Origin of the sequence: Pseudomonas japonica (assembly GCF_900188455.1) — a bacterium.
In the GTDB taxonomy this organism is placed as follows: Bacteria; Pseudomonadota; Gammaproteobacteria; order Pseudomonadales; family Pseudomonadaceae; genus Aquipseudomonas; species Aquipseudomonas japonica.
Map to the genome: position 1 here is coordinate 102,458 of NZ_FZOL01000010.1, position 22,102 is coordinate 124,559.

A 22,102-nucleotide genomic window follows, 5' to 3' on the forward strand; every position below is an offset into this window, starting at 1 on the left:
AGACCCGCCATCTCCTCTATAAGATTGCGACTCTTTCTCATTTGCTCCAGGCTTTTGCCGTGCCCGCATCCAACACCAACAAACTGGGTTTCTTCTTCAGCGACCACCACCGCTGGCTGCTTCAGCACGTGCAGCGCAGGCTGAGCAATCGCGCGGACGCGGAAGATACCGCGGCCGAGACCTTCTGCCAGATCATCGCCGCGCGGGTCGATCCGGACACGATCGAGCAACCCCGCGCCTATCTTTCCACCATCGCGCGCCGCCTGATCTTCGATCGTCATCGCCGACGGCGCCTGGAGCAGGCTTACCTGGAACGGCTGATGCTGTTGCCGGAAGAGCTGGCGCCTTCGCCGGAAGAAACCCACCTGCTGCTGGAGTCCCTGCACGCCATCGATCGCAGCCTCGCCGACTTGCCACTGGAGGTGAAGAAAGCCTTCCTGATGAGCCAGCTCGACGGGCTTGGCTACACGGAAATCGCCCGCCGCCTCGATGTCTCCGTGCGCACCGTCGGCCGTTACATGACCGTCGCCCTGCGTCAGTGCTATCTCAGTGGAGCGCAGCCATGAGCCGAAACGCGCTGGATCCGGTCGCCGAGGAGGCCATCGCCTGGATGGTGCGCCTGCGTTCCGGGCAGGACGAGGCCAGGCAGCAGGTGCTGTTCCAGCAGTGGCTGGCGCGCAGCCCCGCCAATGCCGCGGCCTGGGAGCAATTGCAGCGTGGGCTGGGCCGGCACTATGACGTCGTGCGCCGCGCGCCGGGTGCCTTGCGCGACACCTTGCTGCAAGCGGACACCGCGCGTCGCGATGTCCTGCGCGGGCTGGTCGGTGTCGGCCTGCTGGGCGGTGGTCTCTGGCTGGGGGCGCGCAGCGACGGCGGGCGCACCTTGATGGCCGATCTGCGCACCGGCACCGGCGAGCGCCGGCGCCTGACCCTGGCCGATGGCAGCCGACTGATCCTCAATGCCGACAGCGCGGTGGATTTCGACCTGGCCGGCGAACACCGGCTGTTGCGCCTGTACCGTGGCGCCCTGGTGGTCCAGGTGGCGGCGGATCCGACCCGACCATTCATCGTGCGCACGGCGCAAGGCGACATACGTGCCCTGGGCACACGCTTCCTGGTCGAACAACTGGCGAACGACACCACCCGCGTGGTGGTGCTCGAACATGCCGTGCGTGTCTCGCTGCCCAGCGGTGCGACACAGGATCTGGCGGAAGGCCAGGCCGCGCTGCTGTGGGCACAGCGTATCGAGCCATTGCCGACCGGCCAGGCCTATCGCGCCGATTGGGTCGAGGGTCGCCTCAGTGTGCTGGATGAACCCCTGTCGACGCTGATCGACGCCCTGCGTCCCTATCGCTCCGGGTTCATCCGCGTCAGTCCGCGGGTGCGTGACCTGCGCGTGCAGGGCGTGTTCCCGCTGGACGACAGCGAACGCACCCTGGCCGCCTTGGCGGAGACCCAACCGATCCGGATCAAGCGTTTTGGCCCGTGGCTGACCCTGATCGACGGTCTTTGATAGCAATGCGAGTAGAAATTTTTCTCATTCGTGTCCGGTTTTTCGCACTCGTTGCACCTTTCTCCTGACAACGCCAACAGCATCAGGAGAATTCAATTGTTCAAACCCTGGCCCCTCGCTCTCGCCATTGCCCTGGCCGCCGTGCCCACGGCCTTCGCCCGGGCCGAAGGCTCTTCCCAGCAACAGGTGCAGCGCTTCGACCTGCCCGCCGCCGGCCTGGCACAAACCCTCAACGCTATCGCCCGGCAGAGCGGCCAGGTGATTTCCCTCGATCCCGCGCTGGTCGCGGGCAAGCAGGCGCCCGCCATTCAAGGTGAGATGAGCGTGCTGCAGGCACTGCAACGGGCATTGGCGGGCAAGGGCCTGCAGGTGGTCGTCACCGGCAGCGGTACCTTCAGCGTGGTACCGGCGGTCGCTGGCGCGCTGGAACTGGGGGCTACCAACGTCAATGGCACGGGCCTGGGGGAAACCACCGAAGGCAGCGGTTCCTACACCACCGGTGCGGTGACCATCGGCAAAACCGCTCAATCACTGCGTCAGACACCGCAATCGGTGACCGTGGTCACGCGCAAGCTGATGGACGACAAGAACCTGGTTTCCCTTGATCAGGTGATGGCCCAGACGCCGGGCATCACCCGTGCCAACCGTGGCTACGGCAACCACCACTTCAGCTCGCGTGGTTTCGACCTGACCGATGAAAGCTACATGGTCGATGGCGTGCCCGGGCAGGCCTTCGCCTATACCGGCTGGATGACCCCGGACATGGCGGTGTTCGACCGCGTCGAAGTGTTGCGCGGTGCCGCGGGGCTGCTGGTGGGGGCGGGCGGTCCTGGCGGGGCGGTCAACCTGGTGCGCAAGCGTCCTACGGTCGATCCGCATTTTTCCGTCACCACCCGCGCCGGTTCCTGGGACAACTATCGTCTGGACCTCGATGCCAGCGGCAAGCTGAACGCCGAGGGCACGCTGCGTGGGCGAATGGTCGCGTCCTATGAGGACCGCGGCTACTTCACCGACGTGACCAAGTCGAAACGCCCGCTGCTGTACGGCATCGTCGAGGGTGATCTGAGCGATGCCACCACCGTCGCCGTCGGCCTGCGCCGACAGACTTCGCGCACCGACGGCTACAGCGTGCTGGGCCTGCCGAACAACCCCGATGGCAGCAATCCGCACCTCAAGCGCTCCACCTACCTGGGCCAGGACTGGACCAAGCTGCAGACCCGCACCGACGAAGTGTTCGCCGACCTGAGCCATCGCTTCAACGAAAACTGGAGCGGCAAGCTGGCGCTGTCCCATTCCGAAAGCAGCTACAACCGCAGCGCCATCGAGTGGGGCGCGGACGACACGCTGGAATACGGCAGCCCGACCGGGCCGATGATCAACGACACCAGCTTCCACAAGTTCGACTCAACGTCCAATGCCGTCGACGGCCATCTGGACGGCGAGTTCGAAGCCTTCGGCCTGAGCCACCAGGTGACCCTGGGCGGCAACTGGTCGAAACGCAAGATGAACGACAAGGACGCCACGGTCAGGCTGGATAGCCCGATTCCACTGAATGTCTACGATCCGGACCACCACATCGTGCCGGAGCCCGAGCGGACCCGCTGGGATGCCATCGAAGACACCATCGACACCCGCTATGGCACCTACCTCAATGCCCGCCTGCACATGACCGAAGACCTCAGCCTGGTGCTCGGTGGCCGGTTGAGCTGGTACAAGACCGAGGTCCTGGACGGTACGCGGGTGACCACCAACGAGCAGCGGCATGAATTCACGCCGTTCGTCGGCGCGATCTACGACCTCGACGACTCGTGGTCGCTGTACGCCAGCTATGCCGACATCTTCATGCCCCAGGCCAGCTACCGTACTGCCGCTGGCGGCATGCTCGACCCGGCGATCGGTTCGAACTACGAGACCGGGATCAAGGGCGAGCTGCTGGACAAGCGTCTGAACGTTTCCTTCGCGGTGTTCTACATCGAACAGGAAGATGTCGCCGCCCGAGACTACGAAAATACTGGCAAATGCCCGCAGGACGTCGCAGGCCGCTGCTTCGTCAACAGCGACGGCATCAACCGCAGCAAAGGCTTCGAGGCCGAGGCCAGTGGTGAACTGCTGCCCGGGTTGCAGGTGGCGGCCGGTTATACCTTCAACACCACGCGCTCGTCGGACGGTGGCCCGATCTCCGCGCAGACGCCCAAGCACATGCTGCGCCTGAACACCAACTACACCCTGCCGGGTGAGTGGAATCGCCTCAGCATCGGCGGTGGCGTTTCGGCGCAGAACGACTACTACGACGCCTACAACGGCGTGAGCAACAGTGGTCGGGCGGTCTTCGACGCGCGTGCCGCGTACAAGCTCGACCAGAACTGGACCGTCGGCGTCGACGTCGACAACCTGCTGGATCGCAAGTACTTCGATTCGACCGGGTACTGGACGCGCGGAACGACCTACGGGACGCCACGCAGCTACATGCTGACCCTGCGCGGCGATTTCTGAGGGGCGGGCGCGAGCTGGCCTGTTGAGCTCGCTCCTACAGGTCTTGCGATAAGGGCCGCACCACCACCGTCGAGGCAGTGGCGGTCGGAATCTGACGCACTGCTGAGGCATCCCCCCGTAGGAGCGTGGCTTTGCCCGCGAAAGGACCGCGCAGCGGTCCCAGACCTCACTGCTATCTGGGACTGCTGCGCAGTCCTTTCGCGGGCAGAGCCCGCTCCTACAGGGGTGGAGGATGAGGTGTTCGCTCGTCAGGTCAGTCCAGCGCCATCCGGTACTCGATCACCCCTGGTTTTTCCGCGATCCAGTCATACAGGCGCTGGGCTGTCTCGTTGCTTTCCTGGGTGTGCCAGTAAAGCCGGTCGCAGGCCTTTTCCCGGGCCTGGCCCTGGACGAACTCGATAAGCTGCTTGCCGATCATCCGCCCGCGCACGCTCGGGCAGACGAAGAGGTCTTCGAGGTAGCAGAAGTCGTTGCGGCCCCAGGTGGAGCGGTGGAAGACGTAGTGGACGAAGCCGTAGATGCCGTCGTTGCCCGCGGCAACGGCGCAATGCACGGGCTCGGTGGGGTCGAAGAAGCGCGCCCAGGTGACACGGCTGGTTTCTGTCCCCAGGTTGACCTTGTAGAAACGCTGGTATTGCGCCCAATAGACGCACCACTGTTCCCAATCGCCCTGGGCCAGCGGGCGAATCACGATCGGCTGTTGTTCAACGGTCATGTGCAAGCATCCTTTTCTGACGGGTGGAACCAAGCCGGGTTGCCGCTGCCGGCTCCGGCTCGGGACGGGTTTTATAGCCGTCGAATGGTCGGAATAGCCCTGCCACTTTTTTCAGGATGAGCAGACCATTTCCTGCAGCAGCCTTTTCAGTTTCATCACCGCGCCGCTCAGCTCGGCCGGCGCATGGGCGGCGAAGCCCATCAGGAAGCCCTGGTCGCGGCGCGGCTCGGCATACAGGCTGCCCAGACCGAGGAGATCCACCCCCTGCGCCCGGGCGGCCTTCACCACGGCCTGTTCATCCAGGGGACGGGTGAACAGACAGGGCAACTGCATGCCGCCCGCCGGAATCAGAGGCACGAGAAAATCGGCCAGGTGCTTGCGCACCAGCTCGGCCAGTACATCGCGCCGCTCAGCGTAGAGTGCGCGCTGGGTTCGCACGTGGGCGCTCAGATGGCCGCTTTCGATGAACCTGGCCAGGGTCAGTTGCGACAAGGAGGCGGTGTACCCGTCCTGCAGGGTCCGCGCCGCGGTCATCGGGGCGACCAGCCTGGCCGGCAGGACCATGTAGCCGATGCGCAAGCCGGGGAACATGGACTTGGTGAAGGTGCCGATATAGACCGTTCGCTCATGCCCATCGAGTCCCTGCACGCAAGCGGTGGGGCGGCCCTCGTAGTGAAACTCGCTGTCGTAGTCGTCCTCGACGATCCAGGCCCGCTGCGCCCTGGCCCATTCGATGGCCGCCAGGCGCCGGTCGAGCGTCAGGGTCGCGCCGCTGGGGTACTGGTGCGACGGTGTGAGAAAGATCGCCCGCGCATCCGGCGCCCGTTCGGCCAGGTCATCCATGCGCATGCCGTCCCGGTCCACGGGGACCGGCACGCACTCCAGGCCCGCCGCGACCAGGGCCTTTCTCGCACCGTGATACATCGGGTCTTCGACGAAGACCCGCTCGCCCCGATCCATCAGCACATTGGCGCACAGGCTGAAGGCCTGCTGGGAACTGGTCAGGATCAGCAGCCGGTCCGCGGATGCCCGCGCGCCGCGTTCGAGGTTGAGGTAATCGGCGATCGCCCCGCGCAGCGTCTCCATGCCCTGCGGAGCACTGTGCAGCAGGGCGCGGGTGCCCTGTTCCCGGATCACCTGGCGTTCGAGTTTTTCCCACAGATGCAGCGGGAAATTCCTCGTCTCGGCGACACCTGGGGCGAAGGGACGGGGGTAGTGGAAATTGCGCACACCGCCGTCCTCGCAGAGTGTCGCGCCACGGCGACTCAGCTCGGGGTGTTCGGTGCCCGGTTTCGCTTTACGGGGTTTTCCTGCCGCTGGCGGTCGGGCCCGTTGCGACACGTGACTGCCGCTCCCCACCCGCCGCTCGATGAAACCCTCGGCGTGCAGTTGGGTGTAGGCGGCCTCCACGGTGTCGCGCGAAACCCCCAGTGATTTCGCCAGCGGGCGCGAGGCGGGCAGGGGCTTGCCTGGTAGCAGCGTGCCATCGAGGATCAATTGGCGGATGCCGCGCTGGATGCGCAGAGGCAGGGTGAGAGCCCCATGGGCCGGGTCGCGGATCCAGGCTTTCACCGATTCCAGTTGCGCGTGCTTGAACATGGGGCTGATCGTCATCCCTGAAAGAATGGCGTGATTCAGGCCATGTCATCGGTCAGCGTCAAGCGAAAATCACAGGGCGCTTGCGTTCGGTCTGACGAATCGCCCTGGTGCCCCCGGGCGATCAGTGCCTCGATCAAAGCGCCGTGAGCGCCACGGCGACCTTGCTCGACAACAGGCGGGTTCCCTCGCCGCTAGGCACCATGTGGTCGAAGTCGCCGAAGTGCTCGGGCTGGAATTCCGGGTCGGCGTAGAGGTCGAGAATCTCCATGGCGAAGTCGGGGGCGAGGGTGCCCATCAACATGCTGAGTTCGTGCACGCCACGGAACAGATAGGCCGAGTCGGCGCCGGCAATGGCCTGGTACTCGGGGTGCATCGGCGGAATGACCATCAGCACCCGGTGCTTGCGCTCGGCTGCCAACAGCAGCAGTTGCGCCAGGTACTGGTTGCCATCTTCCCGGTTGTTGAGCCGCAGGTGATCGGCGACCCGTTGCTGCACGCTGCTGCCGACCGGCATGAAGCTTTCCAGCCGCTCGGGCAGGTAGCCCGCGTTGCCGCCCAGGGTATCGCCGACACCCTCCAGCCGGCCCGCCAGTTGCCCGCCGATCTGCATCAGCAGTGGGTCGTCATAGCTCAGGCCGAGCTTGAAGACCTCGTTCATCAGCGGCGCCAGGGTTTTCTCGCTCGGTGACTGCTCCAGCACGTTGCCCGGCGAGAACAGCGAATAGAACACGATGAGCGTATCCAGGTTCGGCGCCTGGTCCGAGGCGTACTGGTACAGCGCCAGGGAATGGCGAAAGTCCTGGGAGCGGCTGCACAGGTTGAACGAACCCGGGCAGTACGCCGGGTCGAAGGCGAAGTCGCCATGGGACGAGCCCAGGGCGATGCTGTTCAGGTGGTTCTTGTCCTGCTGGAACATCGCTCGCTTGGCGGCGAAGTATTCGATCAGCGCGGGAAATGGATTGCCATCGTTCATTGTTCGTCTTCTCGGGAATAGGTGTGACGGACCTGCGCCACGCTGGGGAAGTTCTCGGTGATGAAACCGCGTTGCAGCGACTTGTGCTGGGTGAAGGGATACTCGCGCTCGATGAAGGTCGGCTCGCTGGCATTCTCGTAGCGACCGCTGATGGAAATACGCAGGCGCTCGTCGCCTTCGCGCGAAGAACGATGAATGGTGAAGTTCGACATCAAGCAAACGCCACCCTTGCCGACACAGATAGGGACGAAGGCGTCTTCGCTGAAGTGCTTCTGGTCGACCCGCAGCACATGCTGTTCCTGGTTGCCACTGAGCAGTCCGAGCAGGTGACTGCCGGGGACCACCTCCATGGTGAACAGGTGTGGATCGATGTCCATGAACGGAATCCAGGTGGTGATGGTGTCCAGGCTGCCCTGCACCGAGGTCCAGTCCTGGTGCACGTCGAAGCCCTGGTAGCCGCCCGGAATCACCAGGCGTTTGGACATCAGGTGCAGCACGGGCGTGGTCTGGAACAGCGGGGTGGCGATACCCAGGTCGGCGCAGGCCTCGCGCAGGCGTTCGGCGCTCATCAGGCGATAGATGCCGTAGAGCTTCGAGCACATGCGCAGGGTGGCGAGGTACAGCGGGATGCTGGCACCGAGCAGGGTGGCCATGTTGGCGTGCAGCGCGTGCAGGACCGGGCCGCTGGCGAGCGGAAGATTCAGGCGGTCGAGTTGCTGGGTGAAGGAAAGATTGAAGTGTTCGAGGGTTTCATCGAGGTGCCGCGGATCGAAGATATCTTCGACCACCAGATAACCGTTGTCCTGGTAGGAGCGGATTTGATTTTGATCAAGAAGCTTTCCCATCGGCGCGGTGTCCTTTTTCGTTACGCCAGCGACAGTGCTATCGTGGGCGGCAGTATACACAGCGCCTGTTTCACGTCGGTTTGACCTGACTCACCTTTCAATATCCTGGATATTCGCGATGCAGAAAGTTGTCATTTTCGGAGTGCTGGATACCGCGCAACTGGCGCATTACTACCTGAAAAAAGACCCTTCCGTGCAGGTCGTCGGGTTTACCGTGCACGCGCGTTATATCCCCGAATCGAAAGTGTTCGAAGGCTTGCCGGTGGTGCCGTTCGAGACCGTGCACGAATACTTCCCGAATACCGAATACAAACTCTTCGCGCCGATGACCGGGCGCAAGATGAATCGCCTGCGTGAGTCGGTGTACCTGCAGGGCAAGGAGAAGGGCTACGACTTCATCTCCTATGTCAGCCCCAACGCCACGGTGAACGACAACGTGATCGGCGAGAACTGCTTCATTCTCGAAGACAACACCCTGCAGCCGTTCACCACCATCGGCAACAACGTGGTCCTGTGGAGCGGCAACCATATCGGCCATCACGGCGAGATCCGCGACCACGTGTTCTTCACCTCCCACGTGGTGCTTTCCGGGCACTGCCTGGTCGAGCCCTACGCCTGGGTCGGGGTCAACGCCACCATCACCAATGACTGCACCATCGCCGAAGGCACCTGCGTGGCGATGGGCGCACTGATTTCCAAAGACACTCAACCCTGGCAGCTCTACATCGGCGCACCCGCGCGTGCGGTGAAGAGCAGCCAGGACCTGGATTTTTAGGTAGAACATGGCCTGGATAAAACTCGGCAGAATCTTCGACCCGGACAGCGACTGGGTCGGCTCCCACGCCCAGGTGCCCACGGCCCTGGTGCTGGACGATGTGGTGCGGGTATTCATTTCCACCCGCAATGCCGCGGGCAAGAGCCTGACCTACGCGGTCGACCTGGACCGCCAGGACCCGCGCAAGGTGGTGGCCCGCCATCGCGAGCCGTGCCAGGGTTTCGGCCTTCCCGGCACCTTCGACGACGAAGGCGTGATGCCCAGCTACGCGGTGCAGCGCGACGGCCGCACCTATCTCTACTACAGCGGCTGGAACCAGCGCCTGACCGTGCCCTACCACAACGCCATGGGCGTGGCCGTCTCCGATGACGACGGCCTGCACTTCGAAAAACTGTTCGAAGGCCCGATCATGGACCGCACCGCCACCGAGCCCTACATCGCGGTGACCCCCACGGTGCTGTTCGACGATGGCCTGTGGAAGATGTGGTATGTCTCCGGCACCCGCTGGCTGGAGGTGAACGGCAAGTACGAACCGCTCTACGTGATCAAGTACGCCGAGTCGCGGGACGGCTTCGAATGGACCCGCTTCCCCGAGCAGTGCCTGGAGTCGCGGTTCGCCACCGAAGCCTTCTCGCGTCCGTGCGTGATCAAGCAGGACGGCCTGTTCAAGATGTGGTTCTGCTCCCGTGCCTCCGAGGACTTCCGCAACGGCGCCGGTTCCTATCGGATCCGCTACGCCGAGTCGCTGGACGGGCGCACCTGGACCCGGCATGACGACGCTGGCATCCCGCCTTCCAGCGAAGGCTGGGATTCCCTGATGACCTGCTACCCGTTCATCTTCGAGAACGGTGGCCACACCTACATGCTGTACAACGGCAACCGTTTCGGCACCAGCGGATTCGGCCTGGCCCAGTGGAGTGACGATGAGTAACGAACACCTTCAAGACGACATCTACAAACTCGAATCCACGGCGTCGGAGCAGCAGTTCGCGTTCCGCGACAAGCTGCGCGACCTGTACCTGAACAGCCCGCTGTCGGACGACGACCTGCTGTTCAACATCGGCCTGTACACCCGCAGTTCGGTGCTGGTGAAGTTCATCGTGCTCAGCGACCTGTACAAGCGCTTCAAGCACATCCCCGGGATGATCTGCGAGTTCGGCACCTGGTATGGCCATAACCTGGTCCTGCTGGAGAACCTGCGCGCCATCCATGAGCCGTTCAACAAGCAGCGCCGGATCGTCGGTTTCGACACCTTCGAAGGTTATTCCGCGCCGGGCGAGAAGGACCGCAAGGAAAGCGGTGTGTGGGTGGAAAACTCCTACTCGACCAAGGCCAGCTACAAGGACTACCTCGAAGCGCTGCTGCAGGTGCACGAGGGCAACAACATCCTTGGCCACAAGCGCGGCCTCCACCAGCTGGTGGCCGGTGACGTGTGCCAGACCGCACCGCGGTACTTCCAGGACAACGCCTCGGCCATCGTCGCCTTCGCCTATTTCGACATGGGCCTGTACGAGCCGACCCTGGCCGCGCTGCAGGCGATCAGGCCGCACCTGGTCAGCGGCAGCGTGCTGCTGATGGACGAACTGACCTGGGCCGAGTCGCCGGGCGAGGCGCTGGCGTTCAAGGAAGTATTCCAGGCCCACGAATACACCCTGGAGAAATGCGAGCTGTACCCTTCCAAGTGCATCGTCACCATCAGGTAGGACTGTTCATGATTTCCATCGAGGAATTCGACGCCCGCATGGAGGAGCAGGGCTGGGTCATTTTCGAGAGGGCCATTCCCATGGCCATCGTCGAACAGATGCGCGAGGACATCCACAAGGCCTATGCCATCTGTCGCGATTACCAGATCAAGAACGGCATCGATCAGGACACCAGCTACACGGTGCATCACCTGATCGGCCAGTTCGACAGCTTTCTCGACTGTCTCAAGGCTTACCCGATCTACCCGTTCATCGAGCGTTACTTCTGCGGCAAGTTCATCCTCAACTCCTTCGGTGGCGCCATCAACACCCGGGATAGCGTGTCCTATGCGCAGCGGGTACATCGTGATATCCGCTCGTATTCGGGGCGGATGGCACTGCTCCTCAACACCCTGGTAATGCTCGACGATTTCACCGCCGACAACGGCGCCACCTGGATGCTCTCCGGCTCGCACAAGGCCGAGGCCAAGCCTGACGATGACGACTTCAAGGCGCATGCCGAGCAGGCCATCGCGCCGGCCGGCAGCATCCTGATGTTCAACTCCAATGTCTGGCATGCCGGTGGCGTCAACACCACCGACCAGTTGCGCCGCTCGGTGACGCCGATGTTCTGCAAGCCGTTTCTCAAGCCGCAGTTCGACTATCCGCGAGCGCTGGGGTATGACCGTGGCCTGGAATTCGCCGAGACCCTGCGGCAGATCATCGGCTACAACTCGCGGGTGCCCGTTACCCTTGACGAGTGGTACCAGCCGCCGGAAAAACGCATGTATCTCTCCAACCAGGGCTAACCATGTCACGCGACCTGAACACCGAGTACCAGGACACGGAAAACCGCCTGTACGCCTACGACTTCGACTACATCCACCGCGACTACATGATCAAGGCGCTGGCCGGGTATTTCCGTCCCGGCAATGCGCTGGAGATGGGCTGCTACCACGGCGAGTTCACCAGGAAGCTGCTGCAGGTGTTCGCCGATGTAACGGTGATCGAGGGCGCTTCCGACCTGATCGAGATCGCCCGCGGGAACGTCGAGGACAAAGCGCAATTCATCCTGGGTCGGTTCGAGGATGTCGAACTTCAACAGCGCTTCGACAATATCTTCCTGATCCACACCCTCGAACACCTCAGCGAACCGCAGCCGGTGCTGAAGAAGGTGCGCGAATGGCTGAGCCCTGGCGGTCGCCTGTTCATCGTGGTGCCCAATGCCAATGCGGCGTCGCGGCAGATCGCCGTGGGCATGGGCCTGATCGACTTCAACGCGGCGGTCACCGAGGGCGAGCGCAAGCACGGCCACCGTTGCACCTACAGCCTCGATACCCTGGAGCACGAAGCCCTGCAGGCGGGGTTCCAGGTCGAACAGCGCGGCGGCATCCTGTTCAAGCCGCTGGCCAACTTCCAGTTCGATGCGGCGTACCGCGCCGGCATCATCGACCAGGCGTTCTTCGATGGCTGCTACAAGCTGGGCATGAAATACCCGGATCTGACCGCCAGCGTGTACGTGGTCTGCACGGCCTGAGGCTGGAATCAGGGGGCCACGCCCTGATTACCGGGTGACCTCATGCTATGCTCGGGCAATTTTCAGGGCCCTGGGTATTCCCTGGAAGCAGGGCTATTCCGGAAATCAAGCATGCAGATCAGAGCGTTTCAGTTACATAACTTCGGACGGTTCGAAAACCTCGAGGCTTCGTTCATGGAGAACGAAACCGATCCCGCCAAGGTCATCGTCCTGGTTGGCAACAACGGTGCCGGCAAGACGTCCATCCTCAAGGCGCTGGCCACTTCTCTGAGCTGGTTTGTCGGTCGACTGCGTGCGGAAAAGGGCAGTGGTACGCCAATCTCCGATCATTCGATTCGTGAGCGCGCGCCGTCGGCGGCAATCGATATCAGTGTCGACGACGCTGAGGTAGGGCAGGGGCCGTTTCGCTGGACTGTGGCGCGAGTTCGTCAAGGTATGAAAGGCCAGCATTCTTCCGTGTTGATCGATGCGTCGGACCTGGCAGATCACTATCGCTCACAACTGACCCTCATTGGCAATTGCAGCCTTCCGCTCGTGGCGTATTACCCGGTTGAGCGCTCGGTGCTGGAAGTGCCGTTGAAGGTCAACAAGAGAAATGCTTTCTATCAATTGGTCGGGTATGAGGATTTCTTGACCCCGTCGGTGAACTTCACGAAGTTCTTCGAGTGGTTCAGGGATCGTGAAGATCATGAAAATGAATTGAGTAGCAAAGCATTCAAAAGTGATAGCAAACGCGATGAATTTGAGCGATTGGACAAACTCGTCCATGCCCTTGGCGAGCAGTCCATCGAGGATATAGAACCTCTGGATTTCAAGGCGCTGAACAAAGAATTTTCCAAGTTGCGCGACGTGATGACGGGTATTCGAAATTTCTCGAAGGTCCCCAAGGATCCTCAACTGTCAGCGGTCCGTTCCGCGATCGAGCAATTCATGCCCGGCTTTTGCAATCTTCGTGTCCAGCGTAAGCCGCGCCTGCAGTTGATTGTCGACAAGAACGATCTGACACTGAATATCCTGCAACTTTCCCAAGGCGAGAAAACCCTGATGGCCTTGGTCGGAGATATCGCCCGGCGCCTGGCGATGATGAACCCGGCCCTTGAAAATCCTCTTCATGGCCAGGGCATCGTGTTGATCGATGAAGTCGATATGCACCTGCATCCCACTTGGCAGCGAAGGATCATTCACAACCTGACGCAGACATTCCCCAACTGCCAGTTCATCCTCACCACCCATTCTCCCCTGGTCATCAGTGATTATCCCGACGTCCTGGTATACGCCTTGAACGATGGCCAGCTGGAAAAAGTGCCGTCGCAGTTCGGCCAGGATGCCAATACCGTTCTGCTGGATGTCATGGATACGGATATTCGCAACCCGGAAGTCGGCGCGAAGCTGAATGATGCGCTGGATGCCATCCAGAGCGGACACCTGGATAAAGCCCGAGAACTCATCGCAGCGCTCGACGAGCAGTTGCCCTCATCCAACCTGGAATTGGCCAAGGTCAAGCTGGTCCTTCGCAAGCAGGAATTGCGCTTTGAGAAAGATCGATAAGGGCGCAGAGCCGCCGGCGCTGACAAGCTTCAAGGCACGCCATCCCGGCCAGCACTACCGAGATCTCGATCAGCCGGAGCGCTCCGCCATCCGGGCGACCTGCGCGGCGGAGCAGTTTTATCTATGCGCCTACTGTTGTGCGGAAGTTTCGGGTGAGCGACCCGACACCATGAACGAGCATCTGCAGTGCCGCGACCGCCATCCCCACCTCAGCCTGGTATTCGACAACATCGTTGCCAGCTGTACTACCTCCGGGCAGTGTGACGCGGCCAAGGGCAACAAGGATCTTCCGCTCTCGCCGTTGATCAGCGCATGCGAAGAGGAGTTGCGTTTTCTCATCAGTGGGCGCGTCGAAGGCCTGTCGCCGAGAGCGATCGAGGCGATTGCCGTGCTGAATCTGGGTGATCACGAGACAAACAACAGGAAGCTGGTGGAAAAGCGCCGGGAGTTGTCGCGAACCCTGTTGACGGTAAATGGTCTGGATCCGTCTTCACCTCTTGAGGACGACGACTTGCTGGAAATGGTCATCGATGATCTCAGCCGTCCTCAGCAGGGCAGGCTGCAACCTTTCGCCCCGGTGGTCGTCAATGTCCTCAGAGGCTGGCTCGCGGCCCGGCCGAAATAACGGCTGCGGTGCCGGATCAGCAAAGATCGAAGGCCGCCAGATGTGCCCCGATACCGGCGGTCCCCACCTCCATCAGCGCATCGACGATCGACAGGTACGGCGTGAAACCCTTGCCGCGCTGCGGGTAGGGCAGGGCGCGCATGGCGATGAAGCGCAGGTCGATGCCGGCTGCGGTGAACGCCGCCGGCTCGTACAGTTCGCGCCCGCCCTGGGCATTCACATAACGGCTCGCCTGCGCCTGGCGACAGATATCGAGGATGCGTTCCTGCGCCGTCAGGTGCGCATTGGCGTAGACCCGGCTGCTCGGCACGATCCGCGTCGGCAGGTCCATGAAGCGGGCCAGGGTCTGCAACTGGTGGCTCAGGAAGCGCGCGAGGTTGCGTTCGTCATGGCTGAGGATGCGCTCCAGCACGGGGAACACTTCGGTGAAACACGGCGCCTTGCGGTAGGTCAGCTCCAGGGTCCGCAGCAGGCGGCCCTGCCACTGCGCGGCGGGCGCGATGTCGATCTGGTCGATCTTGCGATTCTGCGAGGCCTGCAGCAACGGCAGGGTGATCAGGCCCGGCTCGCCGTTGACCAGGATGCGGTTGCGATTGATCCAGCCGCGGTTGATGTAGTTGACGTCGTCGTAGACCACGAAGCAGTCCGTGGCCTTGAGCAGTTGCCAGTAGCCGATGTAGGGAAACAGGTACGGCTGCATGATCGCCACGGCGCTCATGCAGCGGCCCCGGCGATCAGTCCGATGATGAAATCGACGCTGTCATGGTCCAGGTTGGGGTAGATCGGCAGGCAGATCACCTGGTCCGCCACGCGCTGTGCCACCGGCAGGTTGGCGGCGGCCGCGGAAGGGCTGTCGCGGTACATCGGCAGGCCGCTGAGCAGCGGCTGGAAGTAGCGGCGGGCATGGATGTCGTGGGCGGCGAGGCGCGCGAACAGTGCATCGCGCTGCAGCGGATAATCCGCTTCGACCAGGATCGGGAAATAGGCGTGGTTGGCCCGTTGCTCGCCGATGCCGTCGATGCAGCGGATGCCGGTGACCCCGGCCAGGCCCTGGCGATAGCGCTGATCGATGGCTTGGCGTTTTTCCAGGGCCTGGTCGAGGTGGCGCAGTTGCAGCAGGCCGAAGGCGGCATGGACTTCGCTGAGCTTGCCGTTGGTACCGGTGAACTCCACGCTGCTGCCGTCAGGCGACAGGCCGAAGTTCTTCAACTGGTCGATATGGCGCTTGGTCGCCGCGTCGCGGCAGACGATGGCGCCGCCCTCGAAGGTGCTGAATACCTTGGTTGCATGAAAACTCAACACCGCCATGTCGCCGTGGCGCAGCAGGCTGCCGGCTTCGTCGCGCACGCCAAAGGCATGGGCGGCGTCGTAGATGACCTTCAGGCCATGGCGTTCGGCGATCGTTTGGATCGCCGCGGTGGCGCAGGGATGGCCGTAGCAGTGCACCGGCAGGATCGCCGTGGTCTGCGGTGTGATCGCGGCTTCGATACGCGCCGGGTCGAGGTTCAGGGTGTCCGGGTCGATGTCGACGAACACCGGGCGCAGGTTGTTCCACAGCAGCGAATGCGCCGTGGCGACGAAGGAGTAGGGCGTGGTGATGACCTCGCCACTGAGCCCGGCGGCCTGTATGGCCGTGATCAGCGCCTGGGTGCCGTTGCAGAACAGCGAAAGATGCTCGACCTCCAGGTACTCGCACAGCGCCGCTTCCAGGCGCTGGTGCATGCCGCCGCCGTTGGTCAGCATGCGGCTGCCCCAGATTTCCTCCAGGTAGGGGATGAACGCTTCCAGCTCGGGCAGGGCGGGCTGGGTGACGTAGATCGGTTCCCGCTTGCTCATGGGTTGCACATCGCTTCGATCCGTTCCTTCATCCGATCCGTGCCCCAGGGGCCTGTTCACAGCGATTTGTCGAATTCATGCCGGGTCCAGAAGTCACGCATGATGCCCCAGCAGCGCCGCGATTCGCCCTGCGCCGCGGCGCCATAGAGTACCTGGCATTGTTCGGCGTGGATGCGGAAGCTGCTCAGCGGCTGGATCAGGTACACCGTGTTGCCCTTCAGGGCCAGGTTGAGAAAGATCGCCACGTCCGAGGCCCAGGCGATCGGCTGTTCGTCCACCGACATGAAGTCCGGGGTGACCTCCAGCATGTCCGCGCGGCGGAACATCACCGTGCTCGGCTCACCGACGAAGTTGATCTGCGAGAGCATCAGCGCGGTGCCCAGGGACAGGCCTTCGATCATCGAGTCGGCCGCCACCGGTGCCTGGGTCGCCGGGATATCGGCCAGCGGCGCGCCATGCTGGTCGATGCGCTGGCGTTTGGAGGTGACCAGGGTGATGTCCGGATAGTCGGTGAAGGCCTTGACCATGTGCTCGACGCACTCGATGTCGAGCAGGTCGTCGTCGTTGAGGAACTTGATGAATTCGCCCCGCGCCTCGTTCAGACACAGCACATGGTTGAGGCGGCCGATGTCCTTGCCGGCGTCCGGGTTGCGCACGTAGCGCACCCGCGGGTCGAACTGGCCGTACTCGCGGGCGATGTTTTCGATGGCGTCGTTGGGGCAGTCGTCGCAGAGGAGGATTTCCAGGTTGCGGTAGGTCTGGTTCAGCGCGCTTTCCAGGGCCTGGTGCAGGTGTTCGGTCTTGTAGGTCGGCATGACGATGCTGACCAGCGGCTCGGCATCCGCGGCCAGCTGGCGCTGCGGCTTGCGGAATTCCAGGACCAGTTGCCCCGCGTCAGCGCCTTCCAGGTCGTTCAGCCTGGCATCGCTGCTGCGGCCCGTCGCGATGTCAGCCACCGGCTCCAGGCCGATCATCTTGCAGATCCGCGTCAGCTCCTCGGCGTCGTAGCTCCAGGCCTGCGCGCGCAGGGCCCGGTTGAGGCGCTCGCCGCGCCCGATGCCAGGCGCTTCGGGGTGGGCGCGGTCACTCAGGTAATCGTCGATCAGCGCCCGCAGGTCGGTCGCCACCAGGCGCAGCACGCCACCCGGCTGCAGGACCCGGCGGCACTCGTGGAGCAGGCGGATGCCCTGGTTGAACGGCAGGCGTTCGAGCAGATGGGCGCTGTAGATCCCCGGAACCGTCCCGCGTTCCCAGGGCAGGGCCTCGCCCGGCACGAGCTGGAAATCCACACCGGCTTCGTCCAGGTCGATATTGAAGAAGCCCTGGCGTGGGTGGTCGGCGCAACCGAGATTCAGGTAGATGGACTGCATACGTTATCGCTTCGAAGGGGGCGTGAAGTTCGGCGGCCAGCGGGGCCGGCTCAACCAGTGTATCGGCCGCCGGGCGGCGAACATGAAGGCCGGCGCAGCATGCACCAGGCGCTGCGCTGACCACAACAGGTATGGCGGTTCAGGGTCGCCGGAACAGGCGAAGGCCTGCGACGAAATGCGTGGGCTGCGTGATGGCATTTTGCTTGACGGCGATCCCGCCCACTCTAGACTGGGCCGCATTCCACTGGGAGTTGGGCATATGGATTCTTCGCGTTGTCTGGACGCTGGCGTGCGTCGTCCGGCGTTCTCGCGCCTGCCCGTCGCGATCGACGTGGTGCCGCTGCTGGCGGCGCTGGCAGAGATCGACGAAGGGCAGTGGCAGGCGCATTTCAATCACGGCTACTACGAGGGCGACTGGAGTGGTGTCGCGCTGATCTCTCCGGCCGACGCGACGAGCGAACTGACCCATGGCGAGGGGCCGGCGGTGCAGCGCCAGCCCTGGCGCGACGATGCGCGCTGGCAGCAGGGCCTGCGCGGGCTCGATGTGGAGATTCGCAGCGCGCGGCTGATGCGCCTCGGCCCCAACAGTCATATCCATGAGCATCGCGACTACGACCTCGGCGGCGCGGATGCCGACATGCGCCTGCATGTGCCGCTGCTCACGCCGGAGCAGGTGGACTTCATGCTGGAAAGCCGGCGCGTGCCGATGCAGGCCGGCGAGTGCTGGTTTCTCGACCTGAACCGGCCACACAGCGTGAACAACCACGACAGCAGCCCGCGGGTCCACCTGGTCATCGACTGTCGTCCCGGCCCGTGGCTGGACGCGGCGATCGAGAACGGCCTGGCGACCACCCCCGCACCGGGTATCGGCCGTTTCGCCGCGGCTTTCGCCGGGTTCTCCCGTTGGCTGGAACGCCAGCCGCAGGCCTGCGCGCGATTGCAGGCGCTGAGCGACCGCGACTCGTTCATCGAACAGACCCTGGCCCTCGCCGCCGAACAGGGTTTCGTCTTCAGCCACGCGCAGGTGCGCGCGGCCATGCGCCAGGGGCGCAGCAGCTGGAGTGATCAATGGAAAGTCTGAATCTGCACGGCTGGCTGCCGATCCGCATCTGGGAGGAGGCCGGGGAATGGTGGGTGGACTGGTGCTGGTTCGGTGAGCAGCGCCTCGACCAGCCGTTTTTCCGCGAGTCGGTGGATGACGCCCTGCGCCTGCCGTTCAACCAGGCCTTCCGGCGCCAGACGCCGCTGGCGGCCTTGACCCAGTGGCAGCACGAAAGTCCCGGTGTGGCGCCGAGCGCCTTCATCTACCACGCCTCGCGCTGCGGTTCGACGCTGCTTGGCCAGATGCTCTCGCGCCTGCCGAGCCAGGTGGTGCTGTCCGAGCCGCCGGCGCTGGACACCCTGTTGCGCGCCGAGCTGCCCGCTGCCGTGCGCATGCCGGCCCTGCGCGGTCTGCTCTCGGCCTTCGGCCAGGTCCGCGGCGGCCAGGAGCGGGCGCTGGTGATCAAGCTGGACGCCTGGAACATCCGCGAGCGGGCCTTGCTGCGTGACTGCTTCCCCGAGGTGCCCTGGCTGTATCTCTATCGCGAGCCGCTGGAGATCGCCGTGTCGCACTTGCGCCAGAGCGGCATGCACATGATCCCGGGCCTCATCGCTTCGACCTGGCTGGACGGTGATCAGGGGCCGGGCCCGCGAGAGGATGAAATTGCCCGGCGCCTGGGCCTGATCCTGGAGGCCGCCGTGCAGCACAGCCGGGCGGAAGGCAGCCTGCTGCTCAACTACAACGAATTGCCGGCGGCCATGAGCGGGCACCTGGCGGATTTCTTCGGCCTTGGCCCGGAGGAGGTGGAACTGGCCATGAGCGCCTCGACGCGCAACGCCAAGCACCCGCGCGATGCCTTCGTTGCCGACAGCCAGGGCAAGCGTGACGAGGCGTCCGAGCTTGCGCGGGAGCGAGTCGAGGCGTGGGCGCGGCAGCCTTACCTGGAACTGGAGGCGATGCGCCAGGCGCGACGCTGACGCGGGGCGAGTGCCTGCCCGCGCCGACGCCGCGGGTGGGTCAGGGCTTGCGCAGATGGACGGTGATCTCGTCCTTGATCTTCAGGCGCTCTTTGCGCAGCCGGTTGACTTCCTCATCCGCACTGGCGTTTTCCTCGGCCTCGACGACCTGCTTGTCCTTGCGCAGGTAGTCCTCTTCGAGGGTGCTCAGGCGCGAGTCCTTTTTCTTGTGAGCCTCGAATTCTTCCGCAGTCACGCCCAGGTCGGCGTACAGATTGTGCTTGACCGGCATAGATGGATCTCCTCAGTCGGGTCGGGGCATGAATCTTCAGAATAGTTGCCTTTGCCGGGTTGGAAAGCTGGCGTTAGTCTGTCGGATCTTTCCTGTAATCGGTAACCGTCATGCCTCAACTTCATCTGGAGTACAGCGCCAACCTGCGCAGTCTGGACACCGACAAGGCGCTGCTGCGCCTGAACAACGCGCTGGTCGCCAGCGGCCAGTTCAGCGACGAAGTGGATATCAAGAGCCGCGCCGTGGCCCATGAGGTTTTCCGCGTCGGCATCGCGCCGGCGGAGCGTGCCTTCGTCCATGTGAAGCTGGCGCTGCTCAGCGGTCGCTCGCCGGAGGTCAAACGCCAGTTGTCCGCCGATCTGCTCGAAGTGCTCAAAGACCTGGTGCCGGCGCAGGCCGGGGTGGATATCCAGCTGTGCGTGGAAATGCTCGATATCGATCGCGATTCCTATTCGAAAGTGCGCTTGCCTGCCTGAGTGCCACGGCCGCCGTTTTCCGAGCGGCGGCCGAAGTCCGCCGCGCAGGTAAATAAAAGTTAATTTCAGACCCGTATTTGTTGGCATTTTTTTCACGGAAAATTGATGAAAGGCTGCTTAAAGTCCACCCCGCAAACAAGCTGATGTCGCAAAGACATTAGTGGTGGATCTTTTTATAAGCGAATCGTCATGCCGAAAATAACTTCGCTGCGTCCGGAATGGGTGACGCTGCTTGCCAGTGCCTATCTGTTGATCGGTTTCAATTCAGTGCTGTGGCAACACATCGGCAGCGTGCTGCAGGGTGACCGCCATGCCCTGCTGCTGCGCCTGGCCTTCGGCGTGCTGCTGCTGTGCGCGTTCAATATCGTGCTGACCCTGCTGGCCTTTCGCAGAACCCTGAAGCCGCTGCTGGCGACGTTGTTCATCGTCAGTGCCGGTGTCGCTTATTTCATGAGCCAGTATGGTGTATTGATCGATATCGGCATGTTGCGCAATACCGTGGAAACCAATGTCACGGAAGTGCGTGATCTGCTCTCGTTGAAGTTGTTCGCTTATATAGTGCTGCTCGGTGTGCTGCCGACCGTCCTGTTGTTCAAGGCACCCGTCGCGTTCCGTTCCTGGCCCCGCGAGTTGTTGCAGAAGTTATGGGTGGCGCTGGCCAGCGCGGCCTTGCTCGCGGCGGTGGCGATGGTCAACTACCAGGGCCTGGCGTCGTTGTTTCGCAATCACCACGAACTGCGCCTGATGGTGGTGCCGAGCAACTATATCGGCGCTTCGCTGAACTATGTCCGCGAGAAGGTCGGCGTGGCCTCGCAGCCGTTCCGCAAGATTGGCGAGGACGCCACGCTGGCGCCGGCCTGGGCCGCTCATCCGCGCAAATCCCTGACCGTGCTGGTGGTGGGCGAGAGTGCCCGGGCGGAAAACTTCGGCCTGCTCGGCTACGAGCGTGATACCACGCCGCGACTGAGCAAGGAGCAGGGCCTGGTGGCGTTCGACAATGTCACCTCCTGCGGCACCGAAACCGCGGTGTCGGTGCCCTGCATGTTCTCCGGCATGACCCGCAAGGACTACGACGCGGCCAGGGCGAAGAACCAGGAGGGCCTGCTCGACATGCTGCAGCGTGCCGGCCTCGCCGTGTACTGGCGCGACAACCAGTCCGGTTGCAAGGGCACCTGCGACCGCGTTCAGGTCGAGGACGTCAGCGACCTCAAGGAACCCGGTTTGTGCGCGGACAGCGAGTGCCATGACGAAATCCTCCTGAAGGACCTCGCCGCGCGCATCGACGACCTCAAGCAGGACACCGTGTTGGTCCTGCACCAGATGGGCAGCCACGGCCCGGACTACTACAAGCGCTACCCGACCGCGTTCGAACGCTTCACCCCGGTCTGCCACAGCAATGCCCTGAACCAGTGCGACCGGCAGAGCATCGTCAACGGCTACGACAACACCCTGCTGTACACCGACCATGTGCTGGCTTCGCTGATCGATGTCCTGCGCAGCAAGCAGGACCGGGTCGACACCGCGATGATCTACCTGTCCGACCATGGCGAGTCGCTGGGCGAGTACAACCTGTTCCTCCACGGCACCCCTTACATGCTGGCGCCGGAACAGCAGAAGCATGTGCCGATGCTGGCCTGGTTCTCGGACAACTACCGGGCGAGCTTCGCTGTCGATGTCGATTGCCTGCGACAGCAGCGCGAGCGTCCGCTGAGTCAGGACAACCTGTTCCATTCCATGCTCGGCCTGCTGCAGGTGAAGACGTCGCTGTACAACCCGCAGCTGGACCTGTTCGCCGGGTGCCGTCCGGCCCAGGCCGCGCGCTAGC

22 protein-coding genes are annotated in these 22,102 nt (G+C 63.2%); 14 read left to right on the top strand and 8 right to left on the bottom strand.

Going from position 1 to position 22,102, the window contains the following annotated elements:
• Window positions 1-59 precede the first annotated feature (59 nt).
• The 3 genes from CHB99_RS14325 to CHB99_RS14335 all read left to right on the top strand — a co-directional run bounded on the left by CHB99_RS14325 (window position 60) and on the right by CHB99_RS14335 (window position 4,006).
• Complete coding sequence (locus CHB99_RS14325) at window positions 60-566, top strand: sigma-70 family RNA polymerase sigma factor (protein WP_042126681.1); 507 nt, start codon at window positions 60-62, stop codon at window positions 564-566.
• A complete protein-coding gene (locus CHB99_RS14330) occupies window positions 563-1,513 on the top strand; it encodes a FecR family protein (protein WP_042126679.1) in 951 nt (316 codons plus the stop codon). The genes CHB99_RS14325 and CHB99_RS14330 overlap by 4 nt, the downstream gene beginning before the upstream one ends.
• 96 nt (window positions 1,514-1,609) lie before the next feature.
• A complete protein-coding gene (locus tag CHB99_RS14335) occupies window positions 1,610-4,006 on the top strand; it encodes a TonB-dependent siderophore receptor (RefSeq protein WP_042126678.1) in 2,397 nt (798 codons plus the stop codon).
• A 253-nt stretch (window positions 4,007-4,259) separates the two neighbouring features.
• Here CHB99_RS14335 and CHB99_RS14340 read toward each other — a convergent pair whose 3' ends face one another.
• The 4 genes from CHB99_RS14340 to CHB99_RS14355 form a co-directional block, all read right to left on the bottom strand.
• Complete coding sequence (locus CHB99_RS14340; protein WP_042126677.1) at window positions 4,260-4,721, bottom strand: GNAT family N-acetyltransferase; 462 nt, start codon at window positions 4,719-4,721, stop codon at window positions 4,260-4,262.
• A gap of 111 nt (window positions 4,722-4,832) precedes the next feature.
• A complete protein-coding gene (gene pdxR / locus CHB99_RS14345) occupies window positions 4,833-6,320 on the bottom strand; it encodes a MocR-like pyridoxine biosynthesis transcription factor PdxR (RefSeq protein ID WP_042126674.1) in 1,488 nt (495 codons plus the stop codon).
• Window positions 6,321-6,453: 133 nt separating this feature from the next.
• Entirely contained in the window at window positions 6,454-7,293 is an 840-nt protein-coding gene (locus tag CHB99_RS14350; RefSeq protein WP_042126672.1) for a hypothetical protein, read from the bottom strand.
• Complete coding sequence (locus CHB99_RS14355) at window positions 7,290-8,138, bottom strand: phytanoyl-CoA dioxygenase family protein (protein WP_042126670.1); 849 nt, start codon at window positions 8,136-8,138, stop codon at window positions 7,290-7,292. The genes CHB99_RS14350 and CHB99_RS14355 overlap by 4 nt, the downstream gene beginning before the upstream one ends.
• Window positions 8,139-8,256: 118 nt before the next feature.
• On the opposite strand from CHB99_RS14355, the gene CHB99_RS14360 reads away from it, so the two are divergent.
• From CHB99_RS14360 to CHB99_RS14390, 7 genes are all read left to right on the top strand, one after another.
• Window positions 8,257-8,913, top strand: a complete 657-nt coding sequence (locus CHB99_RS14360; RefSeq protein ID WP_042126668.1) for an acetyltransferase — start codon at window positions 8,257-8,259, stop codon at window positions 8,911-8,913.
• A 7-nt stretch (window positions 8,914-8,920) separates the two neighbouring features.
• Entirely contained in the window at window positions 8,921-9,844 is a 924-nt protein-coding gene (locus tag CHB99_RS14365; protein ID WP_042126666.1) for a glycoside hydrolase family protein, read from the top strand.
• A complete protein-coding gene (locus CHB99_RS14370; RefSeq protein ID WP_042126664.1) occupies window positions 9,837-10,616 on the top strand; it encodes a class I SAM-dependent methyltransferase in 780 nt (259 codons plus the stop codon). Before CHB99_RS14365 ends, CHB99_RS14370 begins: the two co-directional genes overlap by 8 nt.
• A gap of 8 nt (window positions 10,617-10,624) precedes the next feature.
• Window positions 10,625-11,404 carry a phytanoyl-CoA dioxygenase family protein gene (locus tag CHB99_RS14375; protein ID WP_042126662.1) on the top strand — a complete coding sequence of 260 codons (780 nt, stop codon included), beginning with the start codon at window positions 10,625-10,627 and terminating at the stop codon, window positions 11,402-11,404.
• A 2-nt stretch (window positions 11,405-11,406) separates the two neighbouring features.
• The gene (locus tag CHB99_RS14380) at window positions 11,407-12,132 is read left to right on the top strand and encodes a class I SAM-dependent methyltransferase (protein WP_042126660.1); all 726 of its coding nucleotides are present in this window, start codon (window positions 11,407-11,409) and stop codon (window positions 12,130-12,132) included.
• A 111-nt stretch (window positions 12,133-12,243) separates the two neighbouring features.
• Window positions 12,244-13,680, top strand: coding sequence for an AAA family ATPase (locus CHB99_RS14385; protein ID WP_042126658.1), 1,437 nt, complete (start codon window positions 12,244-12,246; stop codon window positions 13,678-13,680).
• Complete coding sequence (locus tag CHB99_RS14390) at window positions 13,664-14,305, top strand: HNH endonuclease family protein (protein WP_042126656.1); 642 nt, start codon at window positions 13,664-13,666, stop codon at window positions 14,303-14,305. Before CHB99_RS14385 ends, CHB99_RS14390 begins: the two co-directional genes overlap by 17 nt.
• A gap of 16 nt (window positions 14,306-14,321) precedes the next feature.
• On the opposite strand, the gene CHB99_RS14395 is transcribed toward CHB99_RS14390, so the two are convergent.
• From CHB99_RS14395 to CHB99_RS14405, 3 genes are read right to left on the bottom strand one after another with little or no spacing between them, the layout of a single operon-like run.
• Complete coding sequence (locus CHB99_RS14395; protein ID WP_042126654.1) at window positions 14,322-15,023, bottom strand: WbqC family protein; 702 nt, start codon at window positions 15,021-15,023, stop codon at window positions 14,322-14,324.
• Window positions 15,020-16,141 carry a DegT/DnrJ/EryC1/StrS family aminotransferase gene (locus CHB99_RS14400; RefSeq protein ID WP_042126652.1) on the bottom strand — a complete coding sequence of 374 codons (1,122 nt, stop codon included), beginning with the start codon at window positions 16,139-16,141 and terminating at the stop codon, window positions 15,020-15,022. Before CHB99_RS14400 ends, CHB99_RS14395 begins: the two co-directional genes overlap by 4 nt.
• Before the next feature lie 56 nt (window positions 16,142-16,197).
• Entirely contained in the window at window positions 16,198-17,511 is a 1,314-nt protein-coding gene (locus CHB99_RS14405) for a glycosyltransferase (RefSeq protein ID WP_042126650.1), read from the bottom strand.
• A gap of 289 nt (window positions 17,512-17,800) precedes the next feature.
• Here CHB99_RS14405 and CHB99_RS14410 point away from each other — a divergent pair, with 289 nt between their 5' ends.
• Together CHB99_RS14410 and CHB99_RS14415 are read left to right on the top strand one after the other, a co-directional pair.
• Complete coding sequence (locus CHB99_RS14410; protein WP_042126648.1) at window positions 17,801-18,592, top strand: aspartyl/asparaginyl beta-hydroxylase domain-containing protein; 792 nt, start codon at window positions 17,801-17,803, stop codon at window positions 18,590-18,592.
• Window positions 18,580-19,530: an aspartyl beta-hydroxylase gene (locus CHB99_RS14415; protein ID WP_042126646.1), complete on the top strand. Its 951-nt coding sequence runs from the start codon at window positions 18,580-18,582 to the stop codon at window positions 19,528-19,530. Before CHB99_RS14410 ends, CHB99_RS14415 begins: the two co-directional genes overlap by 13 nt.
• A gap of 40 nt (window positions 19,531-19,570) precedes the next feature.
• Here CHB99_RS14415 and CHB99_RS14420 read toward each other — a convergent pair whose 3' ends face one another.
• Complete coding sequence (locus tag CHB99_RS14420; RefSeq protein ID WP_042126644.1) at window positions 19,571-19,801, bottom strand: DUF465 domain-containing protein; 231 nt, start codon at window positions 19,799-19,801, stop codon at window positions 19,571-19,573.
• Between the two features lie 110 nt (window positions 19,802-19,911).
• On the opposite strand from CHB99_RS14420, the gene CHB99_RS14425 reads away from it, so the two are divergent.
• Complete coding sequence (locus tag CHB99_RS14425; RefSeq protein ID WP_042126642.1) at window positions 19,912-20,277, top strand: 5-carboxymethyl-2-hydroxymuconate Delta-isomerase; 366 nt, start codon at window positions 19,912-19,914, stop codon at window positions 20,275-20,277.
• 189 nt (window positions 20,278-20,466) lie between these two features.
• Window positions 20,467-22,101, top strand: a complete 1,635-nt coding sequence (locus tag CHB99_RS14430) for a phosphoethanolamine transferase (RefSeq protein WP_042126639.1) — start codon at window positions 20,467-20,469, stop codon at window positions 22,099-22,101.
• Window position 22,102 lies beyond the last annotated feature (1 nt).